Genomic DNA, 21,845 nt, shown 5'->3' on the forward strand with positions numbered 1-21,845 from the left:
GCCAACTAGGCATTTTTGTTTCTTTTGTTGCTATGACAAAAGAAATGCGCCTCCGCGGCGAAGAGCGGGGCAAGGTATGTGCGTGAAGGGCCTAGTAAGGTGGCTTAGCTTACGTAGAGATTGCTTCGTACCTCGCAATGACGTGTTGGGAGAAGTGACTGGAGTTGATATAAAACAAAAAAGGTGTCGAGTAAAACTCAACACCTTTTTATAAATCCGAAATCGAAAATTCGATATCCGAAATTCAAATAAATTACTCAGCTACTACTGAAAAAGGAACTTGTACCTTAACCTCTTTGTGTAGGTTAACAATTGCGGTGTAATCACCAACAAATTTAGGCTCCTGGTCAAAAGTGATACGACGACGATCAACTTCAAAACCTTCTTTTTTCAATGCATCAGCAACTTGGATAGTGTTGATAGCACCGAAAATTTTACCGGTTTCGCCAGCTTTAGCGCCAATAGTAAGTTTTACACCTTCTAATTTAGCAGCAATAGCGTCAGCGTCTTTACGTATTTTCTCTTGTTTAAAAGCAGCTTGTTTAAGGTTTTCGGCCAAAACTTTGCGTGCGCTTTCGGTAGCTAAAATAGCGTAACCTTTAGGGAATAAAAAGTTACGACCGTAGCCCGGTTTTACCGTTACTACATCGTCTTTATCGCCCAGGTTTTTTATGTCTTGTTTTAAAATAACTTCCATTGTATTTACCTCCCCTTATTTTAATGAATCTGTAACGTAAGGTAATAAACCAATGTGGCGTGCGCGTTTAACAGCTTGAGCCACTTTGCGCTGAAACTTTAATGAAGTACCGGTTAAACGACGTGGTAATACTTTACCTTGATCGTTAATGAACTTTAATAAAAAGTTAGCGTCTTTGTAGTCGATATACTTAATACCGTTCTTTTTGAAACGGCAGTATTTTTTACGGTTGTCCTCTACTTTAGGGGCAGTTACGTATTTAATTTGGTCGTTTGCCATTAGTTTGCTTCCTCCACTTTAGCTGCAGGCTTTTTGTTGAAAGCACCGCTACGTTTTTTGTCGTTGTAAGCTACGGCATGTTTGTCTAACGCAATGGTTAGGAAACGCAATACACGCTCATCGCGTCTTAACTCGACTTCCAATTTGTTAATTAAATCACCTGGAGCCTTAAATTCAGTTAAGTGATAGTACCCTGTAGTTTTCTTTTGAATTGGGTACGCTAATTTTCTCAAACCCCAATTATCCTCCTGGACAATTTCGGCTCCGCCATCAGTAAGAGTTTTGCTGTATTTGGCTATTGCCTCTTTAGCAGTTTCTTCTGATAACAACGGGGTTAGAACGATCACGATTTCGTACTGTTGCATTGTTATTGCTTTGTTTTTAATTATTTAACCCGACAATTCGGGGCTGCAAATGTAGGTATAAGTTTGTATATATCAAACTGATTTTGAGAATAATTTGAGTTAAATTTTAGGTGGCAGGCCCGTTTTAAATATTACTTTTGAGAGAGGACTTTAACAAGCCCGTTTTTATGATGAAATATATAAAGATAACTTTACTGGTTTTACTGTTTGCGATGAACGCCGTGGCGCAGCATGCTGTTAAAATTAAACAGGATGCAGAGAAAATGATTAAAGCTACTATTGCCGGAGATTATGCAACACTAATTAAATACAGCCACCCCAAATTGGTTACGGCTATGGGCGGTGCCGAAAAAATGGCGGGTGTGATAAAAAATGGTCTTGAACAAATGAAAGCTTCGGGGGGCGGGATAGTTGGGGGCGAAATTGGCGAACCCGGCAAAATAATTACTGCCGGCAATAACCTGTATGCACTGGTTCCTCAAAAAGTGATAGTGACTGTTAACGGAACAAAGGTGCAAAACACATCCTCTTTATTGGCCGTAAGTTTTAACAAAGGTGCAAATTGGTATTTCCTGGATATGGGAAACATGGACGATGCCAAACTAAAGTATTTTGCACCCGATATTGTAGGGAAAATAACCATCCCCAAAAAAACTGCACCCCAGGTGCTGAACGATTGATATTGGCGTAACGGATAGCCCGTCTTCTTAACAAAAATAAAACGCGTTATTAACCTTTAGCATAAAACATATAGGTAGGTTTGATTGTCACTAATATTAACAAATAACCATTACCGCTATGCTTTTTATTGAGGACCGCCAAAACACCGAGCAAATTAGCTTTATGTATGACAACATCTACTTTCAGCACCCTGAGGATGATTTTGATGCCTTAGAGGAAGAGACCGAAGAGGATGAGGATGATTTTGAGTATGATGAAGAGGACGAAGATTTTGATGACGAAGCTGCCGATATGGACGACCTGAATGCCATACGCGTTGATGATGACGTGAACGAGCCGGGCGCCGATGATTTTAACGACGAGTACGATTTGACTAACCCTGACCCGGATGATGATCATCTGCCGGAAGAAGAGTTGCAATAGCATAAATCCCCGTTGCTTGTAGGCACGGACCGAGGGGAGGCCATAGGCTTACGAAGTTTTTAAAACTTCGTAAGTCTTCCTATCTTTCTGTAAGCCCGGGCCTAATCCCCCAATTTCTCCACAATCCCAAAACCCACTTTCCAGAAGTGTAAAATGTTGTTACCTTAGTAGCTGTGGATAATTTTATTGTTTCGGCACGTAAATATCGCCCGGTTACTTTTGAAAGCGTTGTTGGTCAGCAACATATAACCAACACCCTAAAAAACGCTATTAAAAATAATCAGCTGGCGCAGGCATTTTTATTCTGCGGACCGCGTGGAGTGGGCAAAACCACCTGCGCGCGTATTTTGGCCAAAACCATAAATTGTACCGATTTGCAGCCTAACGGCGAAGCTTGCGGTACTTGTCCATCATGCGTCGCTTTTCAAAACGGTAATTCGTTTAACGTGCATGAACTTGACGCGGCATCCAACAACTCGGTTGATGATATCCGCAGCCTGATAGAGCAGGTGCGTATACCGCCGCAAGGTGCCCAATATAAAGTGTATATTATTGATGAGGTGCACATGCTATCGCAGGCGGCGTTTAACGCCTTCCTGAAAACGCTGGAAGAACCGCCCCGTTACGCCATTTTTATACTGGCTACTACGGAGAAGCATAAAATACTACCAACCATACTTTCGCGCTGCCAGATATTTGATTTTAACCGCATTAAGGTTGAGGATATGGCTGCGCACCTGGCATCCATCGCCGGAAAGGAAAACATCACTTACGAGACCGACGGCCTGCACATCATCGCCCAAAAGGCGGATGGCGGTTTGCGCGATGCGCTGTCGATGTTTGACCAGATCGTAAGTTTTAGCGACGCTAACGTTACCTATCGCTCGGTAATAGATAACCTTAATATTTTAGATTACGATTACTACTTTAACATAACCGAGGCCCTGCTGCAGGAAGATACCGCCAAAACGCTGTTGCTTTTTGACGAGATACTGAGCAAGGGTTTTGACGGGGCCCATTTCACTTCGGGATTGTCTGAACACTTCCGCAACCTGTTGGTGGTGAAAGATCAGGCTACAGTGAAGTTGCTTGAAGTGAGCGAGGGGATAAGAAATAAGTATTTACAGCAGTCGGGCGCGGCCAGTGTGTCGTTCCTGTTATCGGCCATGAATATCAGCAACCAGTGCGATCTGAACTATAAGTTGAGCAAAAACCAGCGCTTACAGGTTGAGCTGGCGCTGCTAAAAATGTGTCATCTGCCCTCGGTGTTTAATATGGCGAGTTCGCCAATGGGAATGTCTGACGAGAGCGGGCAGCTAAAAAAAAAACCTGATACCTCAGCAATAGCGCCTCAAAAACCGGCTGCCATTAACAATGAGCCGTCTGTTTTAAGTGATACACCGGCTACTTATCAGGCCCCGCCAAAAACTGAAACACCTGCGCCTGCGCCACAAACTAAAGCTCCGGCTACGCCATCATTAAACGCTACTGCAGCTGCAGCGCCTGTAGCCGAAAAGCCTAAGGTTTTTATACCTAATGCCAGCACTACAAGTACGTTAATACCATCGCTAAAAAACCTGACCGATACAGACGCGGGCCCTCAAGAGGAAGTAGACCCCTACTTAAAAGGCGATGCTAACGAACCTTTTACCATGGACGATTTTTTGCGCGAATGGCATATTTATGCCGCACGTGTTAAGGCCGAAGGTAAAATGAACCTGCTCCCGGTTTTTAACGGCGATGCCCCCGTAATGCTGCGCCCGTATGATTTTGAGGTAGTTGTAGCTACCAAGGTGCAGGAAGACCTGTTTAGAGACGAAAAGCCACCGTTTTTAAACCATATGCGCACCGCGCTTAAAAACTTTAGTTTGCAGGTTGATACCCGTATTGATAAGCAGGTGGCTGCCAAACGCCCTTATACCAGTATTGAAAAGTTTCAGTACATGGCCAATAAAAACCCGCAACTGGCCGAGCTGCGTAAGCGTTTTAACCTTGATTTTGATTAATTAAGATTGGCGCTGGCAGGCAGGAACCTTCACCAAGTAAAAACTTTTTTGCGCTATATTTGTCATCCAAGTGCTTATTGTCCCTGCGTGAACAAATATAAATTGCCGATACTTTTTTGGGTTGTTATAGCTATGCTAAGCTCCTGCAAGCTGGACCCTGTTGTAGTACCGCCCGGCCTTGGGGTAGAGAATGGCCAAACCGTTCTAGGAACTATAATTAACGGCAGGCAAATAAACAACGCTTACTTAAATGGCCCATGGGTGGTTGCCTATACCGCCGAACAGTATTTTGATAAAAATGATATTGTAGTATCGGGTACGGCGGTGCCGGATAAGTTTTCGATAGTTACTTTAAATGAGAGGCAAAAAAATATATCAATAGCCGGCTTTCCCGCTGCTAACGGGACTTATGAGCTTAACCTTGATTATAACGTACTACTGATAAAACTACAAGCCGATCCATTTGGCCGCAGCGCTAATACCCCGGTTCGGATAACCGCGCTCAACGATAAATCAATGACCTGGGTGGCTATTGACCGCGACTCGGTGATGTACCAGGGCCAAAAAGCGGCTAAGGCCTACCAGGTAGTTTTCATTAAATAAAAAACGCCCCGTTTTCACAGGGCGCTCTTCTATATTAATGGTCTACACAATTGGGGGTGTATCGTTTTTAGGATAGCCTTCTTCGTCCAGGTCATCTCGGTCGTCTTCGGGTGTGTGTGCCAGGTCTTCGTCAATAGGGTCAACGCCCAGTATATCGTCTTCATCGCCTACATGCATGCCCAGGTTTCCGGCATCGGTTTCCAGGTTTTCGTTGGGGATATACTCGTCTGCCGCGTCGTAGGGGTTAGCCTCGTCGTAGGTTGAGTTCATATCGGCACCGTTGGGTTGCGCGGTATTATAGGGGTCGGGATGATCATAATCCGGGTCATCGCTTCGTACATCGTACTCAAAACTATTATCGTCCTTATTAAAGCGCAGCTGATCGTGGTTGGTAGTTTCGCCCAGGTCATCGCGCAAGGTGCGGTCCCTGTCGTTTTCTTCGTTTTTAAAAATATCGTTGTTCATGGTTTACTGTATTTGTGTTGGTATAATACAGTAAAAACCTTGCCAAAAAATTAAAAACGCATCCGGCAGATAAAAATTAGTATGAGATCTGTTTACGATACGAGGTAATACCGCCAATAGCGAATTTAAGGCCGAGGGTGATCTGGCTAAACGAGTCTTTTTGTTTGCCCACTTCATAGCCGTCAAGCGCGTCGCCCAGCATAAAGTTGTGTTGGTAAGCCAGGTCTATTTTAAAACTAGGCTGATCATACTTGTTAAAAAACTTAAGCTCGTAGCCAACGCGGGCGGGTATCAGTATTTCGGTAGAGTTATCACGCCCCGGGGTATAAAAACCGGCCACCTGTTGTGAATACCTTGAAGCATACTTCATTTTGTTTATAGAAAAACCCACGCCCGTTGAAAAGTACAGGTTTTTTAAAGCGTTTGATACGCCACCGTCGGCATAATCCAAAATTTCGCCCAGTTGTAACTGGCCTTTAAACATCACGGCAGTGTACTGGTTGTTAAACTGGCGGCCGGTGCTGGTTAGTACCGAGTCGCCACCTTGCAGGTTGCCGGTTTGCAGTTCAATAACATAGTTAACAAACGGCGTTGTATTGTAGGTGAAGGTTAAATGCGCGCTTTTAGTATTGGTAAAAGTTTGCGCATCGCTGTATACTTTATTAAAGCCAATACCTACGCCAAGATCATACTGGGCAAAGTCATAACCGCGTTGCGCTTTGGCAGAGAATGCCGCCAGGCACATAACTAATATTAAAGTACAGTTTTTTATAAAGCGGGTCATCATTTTATTTGCGGGAAAGTTTAAATGTAGGTGTGTTATTGCTCGTAACCGGTTGGCCAAACACTGTTGATAAGGTATTACGCATTACCAGGCTATCGATAGTTAGCTTGGTTACCAGGTAGGTATCAGCCCTGTCCGAATTGCTGATGACCACTTTATCGCCGCTGTAAGTGTAGCCCATATTGGCGGTTATGCCTTGTGCGGAGTTTGATATGTTCACCATATTATCAGTGCCAAAAACGTAAGTATCCTGGCTGGTAAAGTTGGTAAACGTACCCTGGTTGGGGCCGCCTGTATTTATTACAGTTTTAATATACCATTTACCCACTATGGTAACCTCGGCAGACTGCTGGGTAGCGCTTTTTTTGCAACCGGTTATCAGGGCGCAAAGCAACAGCATTAATAGTAAAGGTCTCCTCATCCGGTTAAATTAATAAGAAAATTGTTTACAAACTTTCAGGCATCTAAATTATTTAAAATTAACCACTATTTTACACTTCCGTTTAATTATTGATAAACACTATTTTATATCTTTGGAGCCATTGATAAAAAAATAACACATCTGGTATGTCAAAAATTAAAGTAAATAATCCGGTAGTTGAACTGGATGGCGATGAAATGACCCGCATTATCTGGAAATTCATTAAAGATAAACTGATCGTTCCGTATTTAGATCTTGATATTAAGTATTATGATCTGGGTTTGGAGTATCGTGACGAAACTAATGACCAGGTAACTATTGATGCCGCTAACGCGATAAAGCAATATGGTGTAGGCATTAAATGTGCCACCATTACGCCCGACGAAGCACGCGTTGAAGAGTTTGGCTTGAAACAAATGTGGAAATCGCCAAACGGAACTATCCGTAACATACTTGACGGTACCGTTTTCCGCGAACCTATTGTAATGAGCAATGTGCCGCGTTTGGTACCAAACTGGACAGCGCCTATCTGCATCGGCCGTCACGCTTTTGGCGACCAATACCGCGCTACCGACTTTTTAACCAAAGGCAAAGGTAAATTAACCGTAACCTTCACTCCGGAAGATGGCGGCGAAACCCAATCATACGAAGTATTTAACTTTAAAGGTGATGGTGTGGCTTTAACCATGTACAATACCGATGAGTCTATCCGTGGTTTTGCACATTCATGCTTTAACCAGGCTTTAATGAAAGGCTGGCCTTTATACTTATCAACCAAAAACACCATCTTGAAAAAATACGATGGCCGTTTTAAAGATATTTTTGAAGAGATCTTCCAAAGCGACTACAAAGCTAAGTTTGACGAAAAAGGAATTGTTTACGAACACCGTTTGATCGACGACATGGTTGCTTCGGCTCTTAAATGGAACGGTAACTTTGTTTGGGCTTGTAAAAACTATGATGGCGACGTACAATCAGACACCGTTGCGCAAGGTTTCGGTTCATTGGGTTTAATGACCTCAACGTTGGTTACACCTGATGGCACCGTAATGGAAGCTGAGGCTGCACACGGTACTGTAACCCGTCACTACCGCGAGCACCAGGCCGGTCGCCCAACTTCTACCAACCCTATCGCGTCTATCTTCGCATGGACACGTGGTTTAGAGTTTCGTGGTAAACTGGATGGTAACCAGGAGCTGATAGATTTTTGCCATACATTAGAGCAGGTTTGTATAGAAACTGTAGAAAGCGGTAAAATGACCAAGGATTTGGCTATTACCATAAAACCAAAAGTACAACACGGTGTGGATTTCCTATATACCGAAGAGTTTTTGGAAGCAATTGATGAGAACCTGAAAGCTAAATTGGGTAAGTAATTGCTTTTAACATAATTTAACAAAGCCCTTCGAAATTCGGGGGGCTTTTTGTTTTATTTTTATTGTTGATTGCTTGTAGCGCTTTTAATAGGCTGCCCGTATTATATAATAAAGGCGCAACGCCTAAAACTTAACCTTAAAACCTAACCTCATGAAAAAAACTATCATCTACACTTGTTTACTATGCCTCACACTTACTGTTGTACTGTTTTCGTGTAAAAAGAAAGAAAATGATGTAGACGATGAAGAGCGACGTTTATGTTATTTTCCGCCACAACCTATCATAGAAATTCGCGACAGCCAGGACCGCGATTTACTTGATCCCGCTACCCCAGGCCATTATGATACATTGAAAATAAAAACCCTAAATAATGGTCACGTTAGGGTTGTGCCTAAAAATGTGAATTGGAATTCGGTAGGGAATATTGACCGGATACGTTTGATACTTCAACCATCGGGTTCGTACCAGTTAAAGTTGGATAACAACCTTACTGCCGAAATACAGATGACAGGGAAGCCAAGTGGCTGTACTACTGAAATAACATCTTTTAGTTATAACTACGTCGTTTTTCCTCAATCGGCCCGTAACTACTTTATAGTTAAACTAAACTAATCAACATAAACCTATAGCATGGAAAAACTACAAAACGTCTTCCTTTTATTAGTCTTTGTGGCATTATCATTTAACGCCTGTAAAAACGAGAAAGCCGAATGTCCTAAAATGCCACTAACGGGCAAACCACCTTACACCTACTTCGAATTTGTTGACAGCCAGGGCCGCGATATGTTTAATAGCGCCACACCGGGCTTTTTTGATACAACCTATATTAAAACTGCTAATCAAAGAAGTATGAAAATTATTTCGGCTGGTACCAATACCCCGTATCCCGGTAACAATAATCACGTACGATTAGGTTTGTGGGACCAGGGCACCGGCACATTTAACTTTAAACTGTCGCCCACGGTAACGGATGAAATTATTACCAAGTTTACACAAGCCGACGCGTGTTCGCCGTTTACCTTAACTTCGCTAACCTACAATGGCGTTGCCAAACAGCAAACAAGTGCTGACTTTTATGTGATAGTGAAATAAGCCTGATACCACTTTGTGTTACCAAAGCCATTGAACTAACACCCCAGAAAAACTATCATCTTAAACTATCATAATTAAATCTTACCTATGAAAAAAAGTTACTTAGTATTGGCAGCGCTGATAAGTTTGCTATTTACGGCTTGTAAGGATAACGGCTGCGATATTAAAAGAATTGCTGGTATACCGCCCAACCCGGTAGTGTTGCAATTTAGAGATAACCAGGATCGCGATCTGTTAAACCCGGCTACCCCCGGCTACTATGATACCACGGTAATTAAAACTTTAAACCCGGCAAAAGTTACTGTTGTAAGGGCAGGTAAGTACTATGCCGGCAGCGATACAACGCGCATAAGGCTTGCCATGTATATTGATAACCATGCGCCTGATTATAAACTACGTCTTTCGGCAACAGAAACTGATGAGATCAGAACCACTTTTGATAATGTATCTGAATGTACATCTACGCAATGGTTTACAACGTTTACTTACAACGGGGTAAACTACCCGTTTGATAAGGTGCATTACTTCACCATCAAAAAAAATGTGAACTAAATACAGAATTCGGCTTTTAGATATTTTGGTTAACTTTGTTGTTACAAAACAAGTTAATTCTATCATGTCTACAGCACTCTATCCTTTAAAATTTAAAACCATCTATAAAGATAAAATCTGGGGCGGCCACAAAATAAAAACCTACCTGGGTAAAGATTTTGGTAACCTGCCTAATTGCGGCGAAACCTGGGAAATATCAGGCGTAAAAAGCGATGTTTCCATAGTTAACGGTGGCGCGCTGGATGGCGAATCGTTAGCCGATCTGCTGGAGCAATATGGTGCCGATCTGGTAGGCGAAAAGGTTTACAAACACTTTGGTAACATCTTCCCGTTGTTGGTTAAGTTTATTGATGCTAACGAGGATCTGTCGATACAGGTACACCCTGATGATGAGTTGGCAAAAAAACGCCATAATTCATTTGGTAAAACCGAAATGTGGTACATCATCGAGTCTGACCCGGGTTCAACCCTGATCAGCGGTTTTAATAAAGAATTGAATGAAGCCGAGTATTTGGAGAAATTCAATAGCGGCCACCTAACCGATATTTTGAATCGTGAAGAAGCTAAAGCGGGCGATGTGTTCTTTTTACCTGCCGGACGTGTGCATACCATTGGTGCCGGTTTATTACTGGCCGAAATTCAGCAAACCAGCGATATTACTTACCGTATTTACGATTTTGACCGCGTTGATGATAAAGGCCAAAAGCGTGAACTGCACGTTGAAGAAGCCCTGGCTGCTATCGACTACAAACACTACGACGAATATAAAACCAAATACACCCCACAACAAGACGAAACTGTAAAACTGGTTAGCTGCCCATACTTTACTACCAATGTACTGGATGCTACCCACGGCACCACGAAAGACTACAGCAACCTGGATTCGTTTGTAATACACGTTTGCCTGGCCGGTGCTTACACCATTAAATGCAACGGCGAAAGCTACCCGGTTAAAATGGGCGAATGTATGCTACTGCCAAAAACTATCAACAGTGTTGAACTGGAAACTGAAGGTGGTTTTAAAATATTGGAGAGTTTTATAGCATAGAACCGTTAGACTTACGAAGTTTTTAAAACTTCGTAAGTCTTCACAAGCATCAGGGGTGTCACCCTGAGCTCCGTCGAAGGGTGAGCGCAGAGGCCTTTGTCCGCATACTTCGACGGCGCTCAGTATGACACCCTTCGCTTTTTATCATGCTCATTAAAAGTCCGCCCCCTCGGAAGGAGGGTTGGGAGGGGTTATTTATACTTCCAATGCCTCGATTTTCCCTCGCTTAACCACTCAATCGCTGTAGCCATACGTTTCTCGCGGGTTGCATCGGTTTTAGCTTCGGTTATCCATTCCAGGTATCCGCGGCGGTGCGATGGGCTGAAAGCTTCGAAGGTGGCTTTAGCCTTCGGTTCGCTGTCAAGCACTTCAGCAAAATAATCAGGTACTTCAATCTCGGCTTTAGGCGTTTTGGCGGGGGCGGTTTTCATACCACCTTTGGTGCCGGTTTCGTTAAGCGCCATGGCCTGTTTTATCAGGTCAATCAGGATGTTGTCAGCAGGTAGGTCGGCCAGGCCGGTCAGGCGCCCAAAGCTGCCGGCCGAAGTTTCTTCGCCCCGGTTAATAACGCCATGTGGGTCGTTTAACGACGTGGCTTTCCAGAAACCGAAAGCACAATGCTGTTTAAATGAAGCTATCTGGCATAGCGGGCCTTTATATTCAAAAAAGGGCATGCCCCATTTAATGTTTTCGGTAATTTCGGGCGATACGCTATGTACAAGGTTTCGTACATAATTTAAAACAGGCTGTGCAAAGGGCGCGGCTTTAGCTATGTAAGCATCAACGCGAGGGTCGAATTGTTCCATAGTACTAATATAAAACTTTTTGTCATTGCGAGGAGGAACGACGAAGCAATCGCACGGAGAACAGTCTCAGAATTGCACAGTTCGCGTCCCGATAACTATCGGAGCCACGCTATGCTCGCAATAACAAATTTTGATTTACGCCGTTACCAAATCCCTAAACAACTGTATATGCCAGCTATCCTTAAAGGGCACTTCCCATTTGGTATTTAGTTCGGTAAGGTTTTGTACAAGGTTGTTGTAAACGATGGTTTCAACGCCAATGCTGCCTTCTTTTAGCTTCTCTTCAAAGCCCTGGCGGGGAAGGGATAATACTTCCGCACCTTCGCGATAGGCCAGGTTAAACCTGTCAAACAGGTTAATGCCAAACTCCTGCTCCAGGCGTTGCATAAAATGTACCGATTTATCGATAGAGCAACCACTGACACCGGCCTGGCTTTCGTCAACTATTAATATCAGGAAACGGTTATAGCGCACTTCGCCTTTAGCTTTAAGCTGGTTGTTGTGGGCGGTCCACTCGGCGGTAAAGGCGTTTAAACGCTCTTGTAGCTGCGCGGTAACGTCATCGCTTAACTTACGATCTGACTGGTAGATCCAAACTCTCGAATTTTCAGAAAATTGCATGCACAAAGTTATCAAATTATTACCTTCGGGATTAAGATTTGTTGTCATGCGAAGATCAGTTCTGACAGGGTATAAAAAAGCGTTTCTTTTTGCGGCGATAGTGACCTCGGCGTTAAGCTACAGTTTTGTGGCCGATACCGACTGGCTGCTGTGGAGCAATAAATGCCTCATGCAATCGTACAACCAATCGGCCGATGTAAAGCTCAAAAAACTCGACCTGCAGGTAACCGACGATGCTTTCCTGCGCCTGCGCAGAACCTATCAAAACGGCAAGCAGGAATATTTCTCGTTACAACTGCATTTATTGGATGATATGGCCTACCTGGGCAGCACCTACAATGGCACTCTGCAATTACGCACCAAAGAAGACGACGTGATTGTACAAACCTATAACGACCGTAAAGGCAATGTTGATTCTATGGCCAGCGTATTGAATATCCCCCTCAAAAACATAGAGCCCGAAAGATTGGACAGCCTGCAAAAAGCTTTTGATTATTTTAAGGCTAAGGGGTTATGAGGTATTTGTTATGCCTGACTATAACCGCCTTTTTATGCTTAAACGCGGTGGCACAAACACTGAATAAAAAGTATATAGATAATTGGCTTTATTCATGCGATACTGCGGTTCATGCTGATAAAGTAGGATTATATCTGATTAACGGCGTAACATATATGCCGGAAGATTCGGTTAAGTTGGATATTGCGTTACAGGCAATGCCTTTAAACCAGCTTGGTGGAATTGATTATTTTAAAACAGAAGAATTGTTGCCGACGACCGGTAGGCCCGGAAGGTATATAATACTCATAGCGCCGAGAGGAAAACAAAGTAATAAACAAAAAAATGCAGCTGTTAAGCTTGTATTAGCCAGGTATACCAAACCGCTTTTTAAAACTGCTCACATCGCCAGCGACCTAAAAGATCCAGTACTAATTGTTGATAATAAAGTGGTGTTTCACAACGAGTGCTACGAAATATTGTCAAAACTTAAAGCGAGTGACATCGATTTTATACACCATACCTACCATGCAGTCCCTACCATATATTATGGCGCGAATGCGAAAAATGGTTTGGTTCAAATTTGGACAAAAAAATTATAATCCATTCGCCCTCGCTGTTATCTCCGCAATATCCAACACTTTAATTTCCTGCTCTTTCTCACGGTTCTTCACCCCATCACTCAACATCGTCATGCAAAACGGGCATCCGGTGGCTACTATGTTGGCTTGGCTAGCTATCACCTCGTCAATTCGCTCCAGGTTAATGTCTTTGTTACCTTTCTCGGGCTCCTTAAACATTTGGGCGCCGCCTGCACCACAGCACAAGCCGTTACTTTTGCAGCGTTTAAGTTCAACCAGGTCGGCATCCAATATTTCTAAAGCACGGCGTGGGGCCATGTAAATATCGTTACCGCGGCCTAAATAGCAAGGGTCATGAAAAGTAATGCGTTTGCCGTGGAAACTTTCGCCGTCATCAGCCATCAGCTTACCGTCCTCAATCAACTGCTGTATGAGTTGGGTATGATGTATCACTTCATAATTACCACCCAGGCCCGGATACTCATTGCGTATGGTGTTAAAACAATGTGGGCAGGCGGTCACTATCTTCTTGATATTATATCCATCAAGCACCTGTATATTGGTCATGGCCTGCATCTGGAACAAAAACTCGTTACCGGCACGTTTGGCAGGGTCGCCGGTGCAGCTTTCTTCGGTACCCAATACAGCGTAGCTGATGCCTACGTAGTTCAGTATTTTGCAAATATCGCGGGTTATGCGCTGCGCGCGCTCATCATAGCTGCCTGCACAACCTACCCAAAACAATATGTCGGGCTGTTTGCCTTCGGCGGCCAGCTGGGCCATGGTGGGTATTTGAAGTTCCATTTGCTTTTATTTAGTCCTTAGTCTTAAGTTCAAAGTCTTTAGTCCTTAGTCCGGCATACTTAAGACTTCTGACTTCAGACTTTTGACTCAATTTTTATCCGCCCAATTAAACCTGTCCGCGCTGCTATATTTCCATGGCGCGCCGTTATTCTCCACGTTGCCAAACATATTGTTCAAGCTGGCCGGTGCCTGCGATTCTTCCATCACCACGTAGCGGCGCAGTTCGGTAATAATATTCAGCGGGTCGATGTTTACCGGGCAGGCTTCAACGCAGGCATTGCAGGTGGTGCAGGCCCATATCTCTTCTCGGGTTATGTAGTCGTCTAAAAGCGTTTTGCCGTCCTGGTGGTCCTTTCCGTGTTTGTCAAGGTTATTGCCAACTTCGGTAATCCGGTCACGGGTATCCATCATTATTTTGCGGGGCGATAGCAGCTTACCCGTAATATTAGCCGGGCAAACCGATGTGCAGCGCCCGCATTCGGTGCAGGTGTAAGCCTCCATCAGGTTTTTCCAGGTAAGGTCGGTAACATCCTTAGCGCCGAAACGTAAGGGAGCATCTGTGTTTTCGGGGATGTACGAAGGATCAAGCATAGCCTTCACCTCATTAGTAACCGACGCCATGTTGCTAAACTTACCCTTAGGCTCCAAATTACTGTAATAGGTATTTGGGAAAGCCAGCATAATATGAAAATGCTTGGAGTAGGGCAGGTAGTTTAAAAAAGCCAGTATGCCCACAATGTGCACCCACCAGCAAATACGCTCAATAGTGGCCAGGGCCGCAGCGCCGGATGGCAGTAGCGGGGCTATTAACTCGCCCACCGGGAAACTACCCGCCTTGATGTAATGATCGGCATGCAGCAGTTGTAACTTATGATCGGCCGCGTTCATGGTTAAAAAGGCGGTCATGAGAATGATCTCGGTGATGAGGATGTAGTTGGCGTCGCTTTTTGGCCAAGAGGTCATCTCGGCACCGCTAAAGCGCTTAAGGCGCACGATGTTTCTACGGGCCAGGAAAACCACGCAGGCCACTAAAACCAGTATGGCCAATAACTCAAAGCTGCCTATCAGCAAACCATACAAACTGCCCAGCGGTTCTGAAAATATGCGATGCGAGCCGAACAGCCCGTCGATCATGATCTCCAGCACCTCGATATTAATAATGATAAAACCTATGTAGATAAAAAAGTGCATAACGGCAGCCACCGGGCGCTTGGTCATTTTTGTTTGGCCCAGGGCTATTTTGACCATTACGCGCCAACGCTTTTCGGGTTGATCCGAGCGGTTGATCTCGCGGCCCAGCAGTATATTACGGCGCACTTTACCCACGTTTTTGGTAAACAGGTAAATAGCCGCAGCCAGTATGAGTAAAAAGATCAGTTGCGAAATCATTATGCGTGCATAGTATTTATATCAAATATAGAATTATTAACATAACAAAAAGCAAATTGTTATCAGGATGGAATTGGTATAAATAAGCCGTTTTTTAAGTGGTTTTGAGGAAGGGGTACTAATGCACAAAAATTAATAGCCTGTAAATAAATGCGATACCAAAAATTTGAAAAAAATATAGGTATAAATAAAAAAAAGCCTACATTTGCAGTCCTCAACAGGAGGTACCATAGCTCAGATGGTAGAGCAAAGGACTGAAAATCCTTGTGTCACTGGTTCGATCCCAGTTGGTACCACGGTAAAGAAAGCTTCTCAGCATATGCTGAGAAGCTTTCTTCGTTTAAAGCCCATGCTTAAGTAATAACCGCGATTTTCTGGCAGGTTTATCTTTACTTAACTCTTACTTCATAAATATCTGGTAGCGAAAAAAAATTAATTATAGTTTGGAAACAAAAAAATTATTTTTATCCTTGTAAAACCTAAGCCAAACCAATTTATCATGAAAAACCAATTCTTTCCAATTCCCCTAAAAACACGTCTAACTGAATTCTGTATTTAACTATGCATGGAAATTAATCAACTGTAAATTACAATAATTAATTCTAACCTAAACATTAACAAATTCGTAAACAGAATAGTAAGAAAAGCAGAAAAGAAAAATAAATAGTTTATTTCTCTTTTTGTGGGGTACGTAACCGCCTCAAAAACTAAGGTTATCCTAAACCAAATTTATCACTTTTACAAAAAAACTATGAATCAGAAACCAATCAGGTTTAAGATGCTTTTAGTTACGCTATTATTTGTAGGCGTTAGCAGCTTAACCTTATTAATTAACGCGTGTAAAAAAAGCCAATCAAGTACAGATGTTTTCACAAATGGTAATGTATTGACAGAAATGCCTGGCTACATGACCTTAAATTACTTACCAAAAGGCTATGAAGTTATCGGTCAGCTTCATAATGAAGCAATGGATACCGTTTTTAGCGCTATTAAAGTTGCAATGATAAAAAGCAATGATCAAAACGGCGGGTTAAGAACCAATGGTGTTGACAAAAAGGTGCCAATTGATTTTGATGGCATCATTTTAAATGCCGTTGACAAGTTTGGTAAAACCAACAAGGTAATACACGCCGGTTATGCCAAATTGCAAACAAATTTTCTGAGCAAAATGGGTTCTAAATTTAGCGTGAACTCCGGAAAAAATGGAAAAACATTACAAACATTAAATACAGAGCCACTTCCTATTAATCAAGCACAAAAAAGGCTGATGGACAAAATTGATAACGCGCTTAAAGGTAAATTTAAAACCAACTCGCTATTAGTTTTGAAAGCCGAATTGGAGGATATTAACAAAGAGGCGGCTGCTACTTTAAGCGAGGTAGATGCTAACCCAATTTACGCGGCAACTTCTACCGGATTTGCCTCTTACCAATATTGGTTTAAAAACTACAGAAAATGGTATTTTGCGATAAATGCACCATCGTTATTGAAAAAATTCAAAGACGACCAGTTAAATCACCTGTATGTTAAAGAACGTAATGGTTTAAAAACAAATGCATGGGGTTCTGATACCACCTACAATGGCGGTATGTTGGATGAAGTTGTAATACATGGTGAAATGAGCGGTGACAGTGGATTTATGGATGCGATAAGTGGCTGGTGGGATGAGCACGGTAAAGACATTGTGAAAGCTGATGTTGAAGGAGCTGTTGAAGGTGGCCTTACCGGCGCTGCTGCTGCCTGGAGCGCAAGCGAAGCATCTTTAGTTTTCGGGCCAGAAGGTGTAGTTGTGTCAGTTGGTGGGGCTGCAGTTGGCGGTGCCGCTATCGGCGGAACAATCGGCTCTGCAAAAAGCGCAGGTTGGGGAACTTTCTGGGATAATGTTTGGCCAGATTAATTAAATTATGACTAGTTGTATTTTATTATTATTAGGTTTTCAAATTGCGGTAATATTAACCATAGTTAATTTTAGCATAAAAGGTAAGTATCCATCTATCAATCCAAGAGTGAAGCTTATAGGGTGGTTTTTACCAACCGCGATCTTAGTTTTGACGATAGCATTGTTTCTAGATTATTGGAAACTAACTTTTATAAACAGGTTGGCTATTGGCACAGGTATAGTTGTTTTATATGCATGTACAATTTACCTGCTCTTGAAATTTAGAAAATAGTAACATACATCAACTTTTAAATAAGCAAAGCCGTTTACGGCTTTGCTTATTCGAATTTTATTAGGATGAGAATTTTTTTAATATCGTTATCAGTTGTTTTTTGCTTGCTTAGCCACGCGGCTAAAGCGCAAATAATATTTCCTTACGATAAGATTGGTAAAGAGATGCTTTTTGTAGATACGCTAAACCTTAGCGGCCAAACAGAAAATAAGATAAAACAGCTAAACGATATTGTTAATAATAAAGATATTGCCGAAGATAAAAAGACCCTGCCGTACTACAACCTGGCTATTTGTTACGCGGCAAAAAAAGATCCGGCATTAACACGCGTTAACATACAACGTTGTTTAAGATCCGGTTACCGGTTCATGAATTTTATTTTGACTGATACCGATTTTGAACTATTCAGACAAGAAAACTGGTGGAAAGATATAGTTCATACTGTCGATTCCACCTATTTAACCTTCTATCCCAATATCCCCGAAAAACAGCTTGCCGTTGAGTTATTCCATATCTTTTTGGATGACCAACAGGGGCGCGGAATGGGCCTGAAAAAAAAAGATAAACGTTTTTTTCACGACCCCGAAAACCTGATAAAGGTAGAAGCAATTATAAAAAAACACGGTTGGCCCACTTACACAATGGTTGGTCAGCAATCAGCTAATGCTGCTTTTTTAGTTATTCAGCATGCCGACCTTGCCGTACAAGAGAAGTATTTTGAAACCCTGTCACAAGCTGTAAATAATAACGAGGCCAGTAAAGAATCCTTTGTTTTGTTGGCCGATAGAATTAGTGTTGATAAATACGGCTACCAGATATACGGAACACAAGTATTTAAAGAACGCGACAAGGTTACCGGCGCATTTGGTAAGTATAGTTATTTCCCGATAAAGGATGAGGCTCATGTTGATGCTTTACGGGCTAAGATGGGGCTGGTGCCATTAAAGCAATACCTCGCAATTTTCAAGATCGACTATCATCAACCGTGACCATGGAAAAGGCACGAATCTATGTAATAGTTTTTGCTATCGCTTTGATATGCAATTCGTTTTTGGTTGATGTACCATCATTTTCTCAAAATATTGTTATAAAATCTTTTGGTTTAGAAATATTCATCTTAGCCATCGGGCTTATTTCGGTTACCTGTCTCCTCATTAATAAACCATATCCGGTTATCCGGTTCTCCATTTTAGATGTTCTCATAGTAGCGCTATTTTCATTATATCTTGTTTTTTTGGTTAGCGGTGGCCGATACGATGTAGAGAGAATTCGTCCGGTTTATTATTTCGCTTTTTATACAGCCTGCCGGATAGTATTAGCATACTTCGATATCCGCCAGCTTGAAAAACATCTGCCTGTTATTTCAACAATTGTTTCGATAGGTATTATTCTACACTGCGTTATAGTTATTGCACAGCTATTTTTGCTCATCCCGTCATTTAATGATACGTTTCACAATGGCAGCACATTTGGCAATCCGGATATGTTGGGCGCCTATGTAAGTGTTTTGCTGCCCTTTTGCTTTTATCGGCAGGACAAATGGAAGTTTATAGGCTATTTCACAGTCGTGATATGCGTGGCCCTTTTAATCTGTATCCAGGCACGCACATCATTAGTTGCTTTATCGGTTGTAGGCATATTATACCTGTTCAGAAAACAAAGGCTTACAACCTTTAAAACAGTAGCTATAGGCGTAGTTTTTATAATCCTATTAAGCTGCTTAGTGTTATGGTTGCCGGCTCCTGTTAAAGGGCGAGTGTTTATTTGGTATGTATCTATATTAATGATGGTACAAAAACCATTAGGGTGGGGCTTTGATGCTTTTAGTAAAAATTACCCCCTGGTGCAGGGCAAGTACTTTTTAAAAAATCCGGAAATTCTTGATCGTATCACCCCTGATATTACAGGCTCGGCATTTAATGAGTACTTAAATGTAGGGGTAACTTTGGGTGTAATTGGTTTGGTGCTATTTGCTGCCATTTGCATTTATGTTTATGTATTACATGTTCGGCAGTCAAGCGTATGGTTTTACCCGATATTGGTTTTCCTGGTAATTTCTGTTTCGTATTTCCCGTTCAGTGTAGCCCCCGTAGTGGCAATTTTAATTGTTTGTGTAAGTATCGTTTCCGGTTTATATGCCTACCGTATCAATCTTACGTTTACAGTTAATAGTTATTCTACAATAGCAATGACTGTTTTGTTGCTTGTATTAGGATTCACTTCAATTAAAAGTTTTTACTGCTACAAGCAATGGATGTATGCCAATGCCTTGGTTGAAAAAAGAAAGTTTACAGAAGCGCAAGATCTGTTCGCACGGTTATATCCGCAGATGGATAGCAATGCCCAGTTTTTAATGTGTTACGGGGTTTTACAATCAGCCAAAGGCAAAAACTCAGAAGCCGCAAAAACCTTTGAAAGCGCAAAGACAATTTTTGTAAACGAAGCCCTGCTGAATAAGTTAGGGCATGTTTACCAAAGCCTGGGTAATTATAATAAAGCAATATCAATGTATGATCTGTCGGCCCAGATACTTCCTCATCGTTTTTACGCGCCGTATTATAAATTTTTATTGTTAAAAAATATTGGAGACAGACAGGGCGCATATAACCTGGCCAGGATGATCGCTAAGAAAGAAGTCAAATCTGAACTGTATGCAGATCCCTACCTTATCCAGATAGAGGTAGAGGATTTTATCAGGAAATATAACGCCGGCAACACAGATGTTAAAAAAGTACAGTAACAGCATAATTGTAATTGCATTTGCGGTTTACATTATCAGCGCCATATTTAATGACGGGTATTATTATTACGATGAACATTATCAGCTTATAGAATTTGCCGAACTTAAATCCGGCCGAAACACGCCTTCGGACCTGGCCTGGGAGTATGACGCGAAGATCCGTTCAGGCATTCAACCTGCAATGGTATACGCAATTTTTGCTTTATCAAGGCCGCTTGGAGTGTCAAGTCCTTACACCTTAGCGCTCATATTGAGGCTTTTTACTGCCGTATTTGCGGTTATTATTATAGCTTATTTTATTAAAAAGACAGAGCCTCTGTTGCAACCGGGTATGCGGCCAATGTTCAGGCTACTGTCCTGGTTTTTATGGTTTTTACCATTTGTAAATGTTAGATTTTCTTCAGAATCCTATTCGGGATTAACGTTTTTACTGGCTATAGCTTTATTATATACCGAAAAAAAACAAAGACATTTCCTTATCGGGTGTTTATTGGGCCTAAGCTTTTTGTTCAGATTTCAAACCGTGTTTATGTCCGTCGGATTGATGGCCTGGTTGGTAGTTATGGAGAAGGCAAAATTTAAAACCTTGTTATCTATATTTTCAGGCGGGCTATCAGCATTAGCGCTGGGTGTACTTATAGATTATTGGTTTTATGGCAGCCTTACGATCTCTTTTTATAATTATTATGTAGCCAATGTTGTCCATGACGTGGCATCCGGGTATGGTGTATCCCCATGGTATTATTACTTTATTGAAAGCATTAATGCAGCAATATTGCCAATTGGTGTTTTTATTTGGATAGCCATAGTGGTGCTTGCTTTTTTTTGGAGAAAAAATATCCTTCCCTGGATCTTACTACCCTTTCTTTTAGCCCATATAATAACCCCGCATAAAGAGTTAAGGTTTTTATTCCCGATAGTCAACCTTATACCCCTGGCTATAGCTTTTGCCATGCAGCAGCTAAAAGACAGATCGGTATCGGGCCTGCATTTAAAGTTTGCGTTTGTCCCTTTAGCTATGCTTTTTGCGGTAAATGTTTTTGTAATGCTTATTACCATTTTTTCGCCGGCTGATAGTATAGGGAGGAATGCTATTACCAAACATATCTACAAAAACTACCGGGACAAAAAAGTGAAGTTATTGATCGCGCCCGAAAGTGACCCATACCGCCCTATTCCGGTCACCACAAATTTTTACCATAACCATAATGTGTTATCGCAACCTTTAAATTTATTTCAGCCAATTAAATTTGATAACAAGTTTACTACGCTGTTAGTTATCAGTGCTGATAAAATGCCGGTATACCAATTATTACTTCAGCCCTATAAATTAAACAGCGTTAATTCTGGCATACCTGCATGGATAACTGCCGTTAAAACGTTTTTTGGGTATGATGATCGATCGTTATTATTGTTTGAAATTAGTTCTGGTTCTGCCAAATAA

25 protein-coding genes and 1 tRNA gene are annotated in these 21,845 nt (G+C 42.1%); 16 read left to right on the top strand and 10 right to left on the bottom strand.

Annotated features, from left to right (window positions below):
* Positions 1-253: 253 nt before the first annotated feature.
* From rplI to rpsF, 3 genes are read right to left on the bottom strand one after another with little or no spacing between them, the layout of a single operon-like run.
* Entirely contained in the window at positions 254-697 is a 444-nt protein-coding gene (gene rplI, locus AC59JT_RS19695) for a 50S ribosomal protein L9 (protein WP_497402364.1), read from the bottom strand.
* A 15-nt stretch (positions 698-712) separates the two neighbouring features.
* Complete coding sequence (gene rpsR, locus AC59JT_RS19700; protein WP_067054791.1) at positions 713-976, bottom strand: 30S ribosomal protein S18; 264 nt, start codon at positions 974-976, stop codon at positions 713-715.
* Positions 976-1,341: a 30S ribosomal protein S6 gene (gene rpsF, locus AC59JT_RS19705; protein ID WP_497402366.1), complete on the bottom strand. Its 366-nt coding sequence runs from the start codon at positions 1,339-1,341 to the stop codon at positions 976-978. Before rpsF ends, rpsR begins: the two co-directional genes overlap by 1 nt.
* Before the next feature lie 167 nt (positions 1,342-1,508).
* Here rpsF and AC59JT_RS19710 point away from each other — a divergent pair, with 167 nt between their 5' ends.
* The 4 genes from AC59JT_RS19710 to AC59JT_RS19725 all read left to right on the top strand — a co-directional run bounded on the left by AC59JT_RS19710 (position 1,509) and on the right by AC59JT_RS19725 (position 5,054).
* Positions 1,509-2,021 carry a hypothetical protein gene (locus AC59JT_RS19710; RefSeq protein ID WP_497402368.1) on the top strand — a complete coding sequence of 171 codons (513 nt, stop codon included), beginning with the start codon at positions 1,509-1,511 and terminating at the stop codon, positions 2,019-2,021.
* Positions 2,022-2,139: 118 nt separating this feature from the next.
* Positions 2,140-2,445 carry a hypothetical protein gene (locus AC59JT_RS19715; RefSeq protein WP_497402370.1) on the top strand — a complete coding sequence of 102 codons (306 nt, stop codon included), beginning with the start codon at positions 2,140-2,142 and terminating at the stop codon, positions 2,443-2,445.
* Positions 2,446-2,618: 173 nt separating this feature from the next.
* On the top strand, positions 2,619-4,451 hold the full coding sequence (locus AC59JT_RS19720) for a DNA polymerase III subunit gamma/tau (RefSeq protein WP_497402372.1): 1,833 nt from the start codon (positions 2,619-2,621) through the stop codon (positions 4,449-4,451).
* Between the two features lie 132 nt (positions 4,452-4,583).
* Positions 4,584-5,054, top strand: a complete 471-nt coding sequence (locus AC59JT_RS19725) for a hypothetical protein (RefSeq protein WP_497402374.1) — start codon at positions 4,584-4,586, stop codon at positions 5,052-5,054.
* Between the two features lie 42 nt (positions 5,055-5,096).
* Here AC59JT_RS19725 and AC59JT_RS19730 read toward each other — a convergent pair whose 3' ends face one another.
* From AC59JT_RS19730 to AC59JT_RS19740, 3 genes are all read right to left on the bottom strand, one after another.
* A complete protein-coding gene (locus AC59JT_RS19730) occupies positions 5,097-5,519 on the bottom strand; it encodes a hypothetical protein (protein ID WP_497402376.1) in 423 nt (140 codons plus the stop codon).
* Between the two features lie 76 nt (positions 5,520-5,595).
* Entirely contained in the window at positions 5,596-6,303 is a 708-nt protein-coding gene (locus AC59JT_RS19735; protein WP_497402378.1) for a hypothetical protein, read from the bottom strand.
* Between the two features lie 4 nt (positions 6,304-6,307).
* On the bottom strand, positions 6,308-6,724 hold the full coding sequence (locus AC59JT_RS19740) for a lipocalin family protein (RefSeq protein ID WP_497402380.1): 417 nt from the start codon (positions 6,722-6,724) through the stop codon (positions 6,308-6,310).
* 146 nt (positions 6,725-6,870) lie between these two features.
* On the opposite strand from AC59JT_RS19740, the gene AC59JT_RS19745 reads away from it, so the two are divergent.
* The 5 genes from AC59JT_RS19745 to AC59JT_RS19765 all read left to right on the top strand — a co-directional run bounded on the left by AC59JT_RS19745 (position 6,871) and on the right by AC59JT_RS19765 (position 10,793).
* Complete coding sequence (locus tag AC59JT_RS19745; RefSeq protein WP_497402382.1) at positions 6,871-8,100, top strand: NADP-dependent isocitrate dehydrogenase; 1,230 nt, start codon at positions 6,871-6,873, stop codon at positions 8,098-8,100.
* Between the two features lie 151 nt (positions 8,101-8,251).
* Positions 8,252-8,713, top strand: coding sequence for a hypothetical protein (locus AC59JT_RS19750; RefSeq protein WP_497402384.1), 462 nt, complete (start codon positions 8,252-8,254; stop codon positions 8,711-8,713).
* Between the two features lie 18 nt (positions 8,714-8,731).
* Positions 8,732-9,193, top strand: a complete 462-nt coding sequence (locus tag AC59JT_RS19755) for a hypothetical protein (RefSeq protein WP_497402386.1) — start codon at positions 8,732-8,734, stop codon at positions 9,191-9,193.
* Positions 9,194-9,280: 87 nt separating this feature from the next.
* Positions 9,281-9,745: a hypothetical protein gene (locus AC59JT_RS19760; protein ID WP_497402388.1), complete on the top strand. Its 465-nt coding sequence runs from the start codon at positions 9,281-9,283 to the stop codon at positions 9,743-9,745.
* A 64-nt stretch (positions 9,746-9,809) separates the two neighbouring features.
* Positions 9,810-10,793 carry a type I phosphomannose isomerase catalytic subunit gene (locus tag AC59JT_RS19765; RefSeq protein WP_497402390.1) on the top strand — a complete coding sequence of 328 codons (984 nt, stop codon included), beginning with the start codon at positions 9,810-9,812 and terminating at the stop codon, positions 10,791-10,793.
* Positions 10,794-10,984: 191 nt separating this feature from the next.
* On the opposite strand, the gene AC59JT_RS19770 is transcribed toward AC59JT_RS19765, so the two are convergent.
* Positions 10,985-11,599: a YdeI/OmpD-associated family protein gene (locus AC59JT_RS19770; RefSeq protein ID WP_497402393.1), complete on the bottom strand. Its 615-nt coding sequence runs from the start codon at positions 11,597-11,599 to the stop codon at positions 10,985-10,987.
* Positions 11,600-11,734: 135 nt separating this feature from the next.
* Complete coding sequence (locus AC59JT_RS19775; RefSeq protein ID WP_497402395.1) at positions 11,735-12,220, bottom strand: ABC transporter ATPase; 486 nt, start codon at positions 12,218-12,220, stop codon at positions 11,735-11,737.
* A 46-nt stretch (positions 12,221-12,266) separates the two neighbouring features.
* On the opposite strand from AC59JT_RS19775, the gene AC59JT_RS19780 reads away from it, so the two are divergent.
* Both AC59JT_RS19780 and AC59JT_RS19785 read left to right on the top strand, forming a co-directional pair.
* On the top strand, positions 12,267-12,737 hold the full coding sequence (locus AC59JT_RS19780; protein ID WP_497402398.1) for a hypothetical protein: 471 nt from the start codon (positions 12,267-12,269) through the stop codon (positions 12,735-12,737).
* Positions 12,738-12,784: 47 nt separating this feature from the next.
* Positions 12,785-13,318, top strand: coding sequence for a hypothetical protein (locus AC59JT_RS19785; RefSeq protein WP_497402401.1), 534 nt, complete (start codon positions 12,785-12,787; stop codon positions 13,316-13,318).
* Here the strand turns inward: AC59JT_RS19785 and AC59JT_RS19790 are convergent.
* Together AC59JT_RS19790 and AC59JT_RS19795 are read right to left on the bottom strand one after the other, a co-directional pair.
* A complete protein-coding gene (locus AC59JT_RS19790; protein WP_497402403.1) occupies positions 13,313-14,101 on the bottom strand; it encodes a (Fe-S)-binding protein in 789 nt (262 codons plus the stop codon). The two genes, AC59JT_RS19785 and AC59JT_RS19790, sit on opposite strands and share 6 nt — an antisense overlap.
* 87 nt (positions 14,102-14,188) lie before the next feature.
* Positions 14,189-15,490, bottom strand: coding sequence for a 4Fe-4S dicluster domain-containing protein (locus AC59JT_RS19795; RefSeq protein ID WP_497402405.1), 1,302 nt, complete (start codon positions 15,488-15,490; stop codon positions 14,189-14,191).
* Positions 15,491-15,713: 223 nt separating this feature from the next.
* Here AC59JT_RS19795 and AC59JT_RS19800 point away from each other — a divergent pair.
* The 5 genes from AC59JT_RS19800 to AC59JT_RS19820 all read left to right on the top strand — a co-directional run bounded on the left by AC59JT_RS19800 (position 15,714) and on the right by AC59JT_RS19820 (position 21,845).
* A tRNA-Phe gene (locus AC59JT_RS19800) sits at positions 15,714-15,786 on the top strand.
* A gap of 455 nt (positions 15,787-16,241) precedes the next feature.
* Positions 16,242-17,387, top strand: coding sequence for a hypothetical protein (locus AC59JT_RS19805; RefSeq protein WP_497402407.1), 1,146 nt, complete (start codon positions 16,242-16,244; stop codon positions 17,385-17,387).
* 339 nt (positions 17,388-17,726) lie between these two features.
* Positions 17,727-18,650 (top strand): DUF6624 domain-containing protein, encoded by a 924-nt coding sequence (locus AC59JT_RS19810; protein WP_497402410.1) that lies wholly within the window; start codon positions 17,727-17,729, stop codon positions 18,648-18,650.
* A gap of 2 nt (positions 18,651-18,652) precedes the next feature.
* Positions 18,653-20,401: a hypothetical protein gene (locus AC59JT_RS19815; RefSeq protein WP_497402412.1), complete on the top strand. Its 1,749-nt coding sequence runs from the start codon at positions 18,653-18,655 to the stop codon at positions 20,399-20,401.
* Positions 20,382-21,845 carry a glycosyltransferase family protein gene (locus AC59JT_RS19820; protein ID WP_497402414.1) on the top strand — a complete coding sequence of 488 codons (1,464 nt, stop codon included), beginning with the start codon at positions 20,382-20,384 and terminating at the stop codon, positions 21,843-21,845. Before AC59JT_RS19815 ends, AC59JT_RS19820 begins: the two co-directional genes overlap by 20 nt.

Source organism: Mucilaginibacter sp. A3364, from assembly GCF_059690715.1.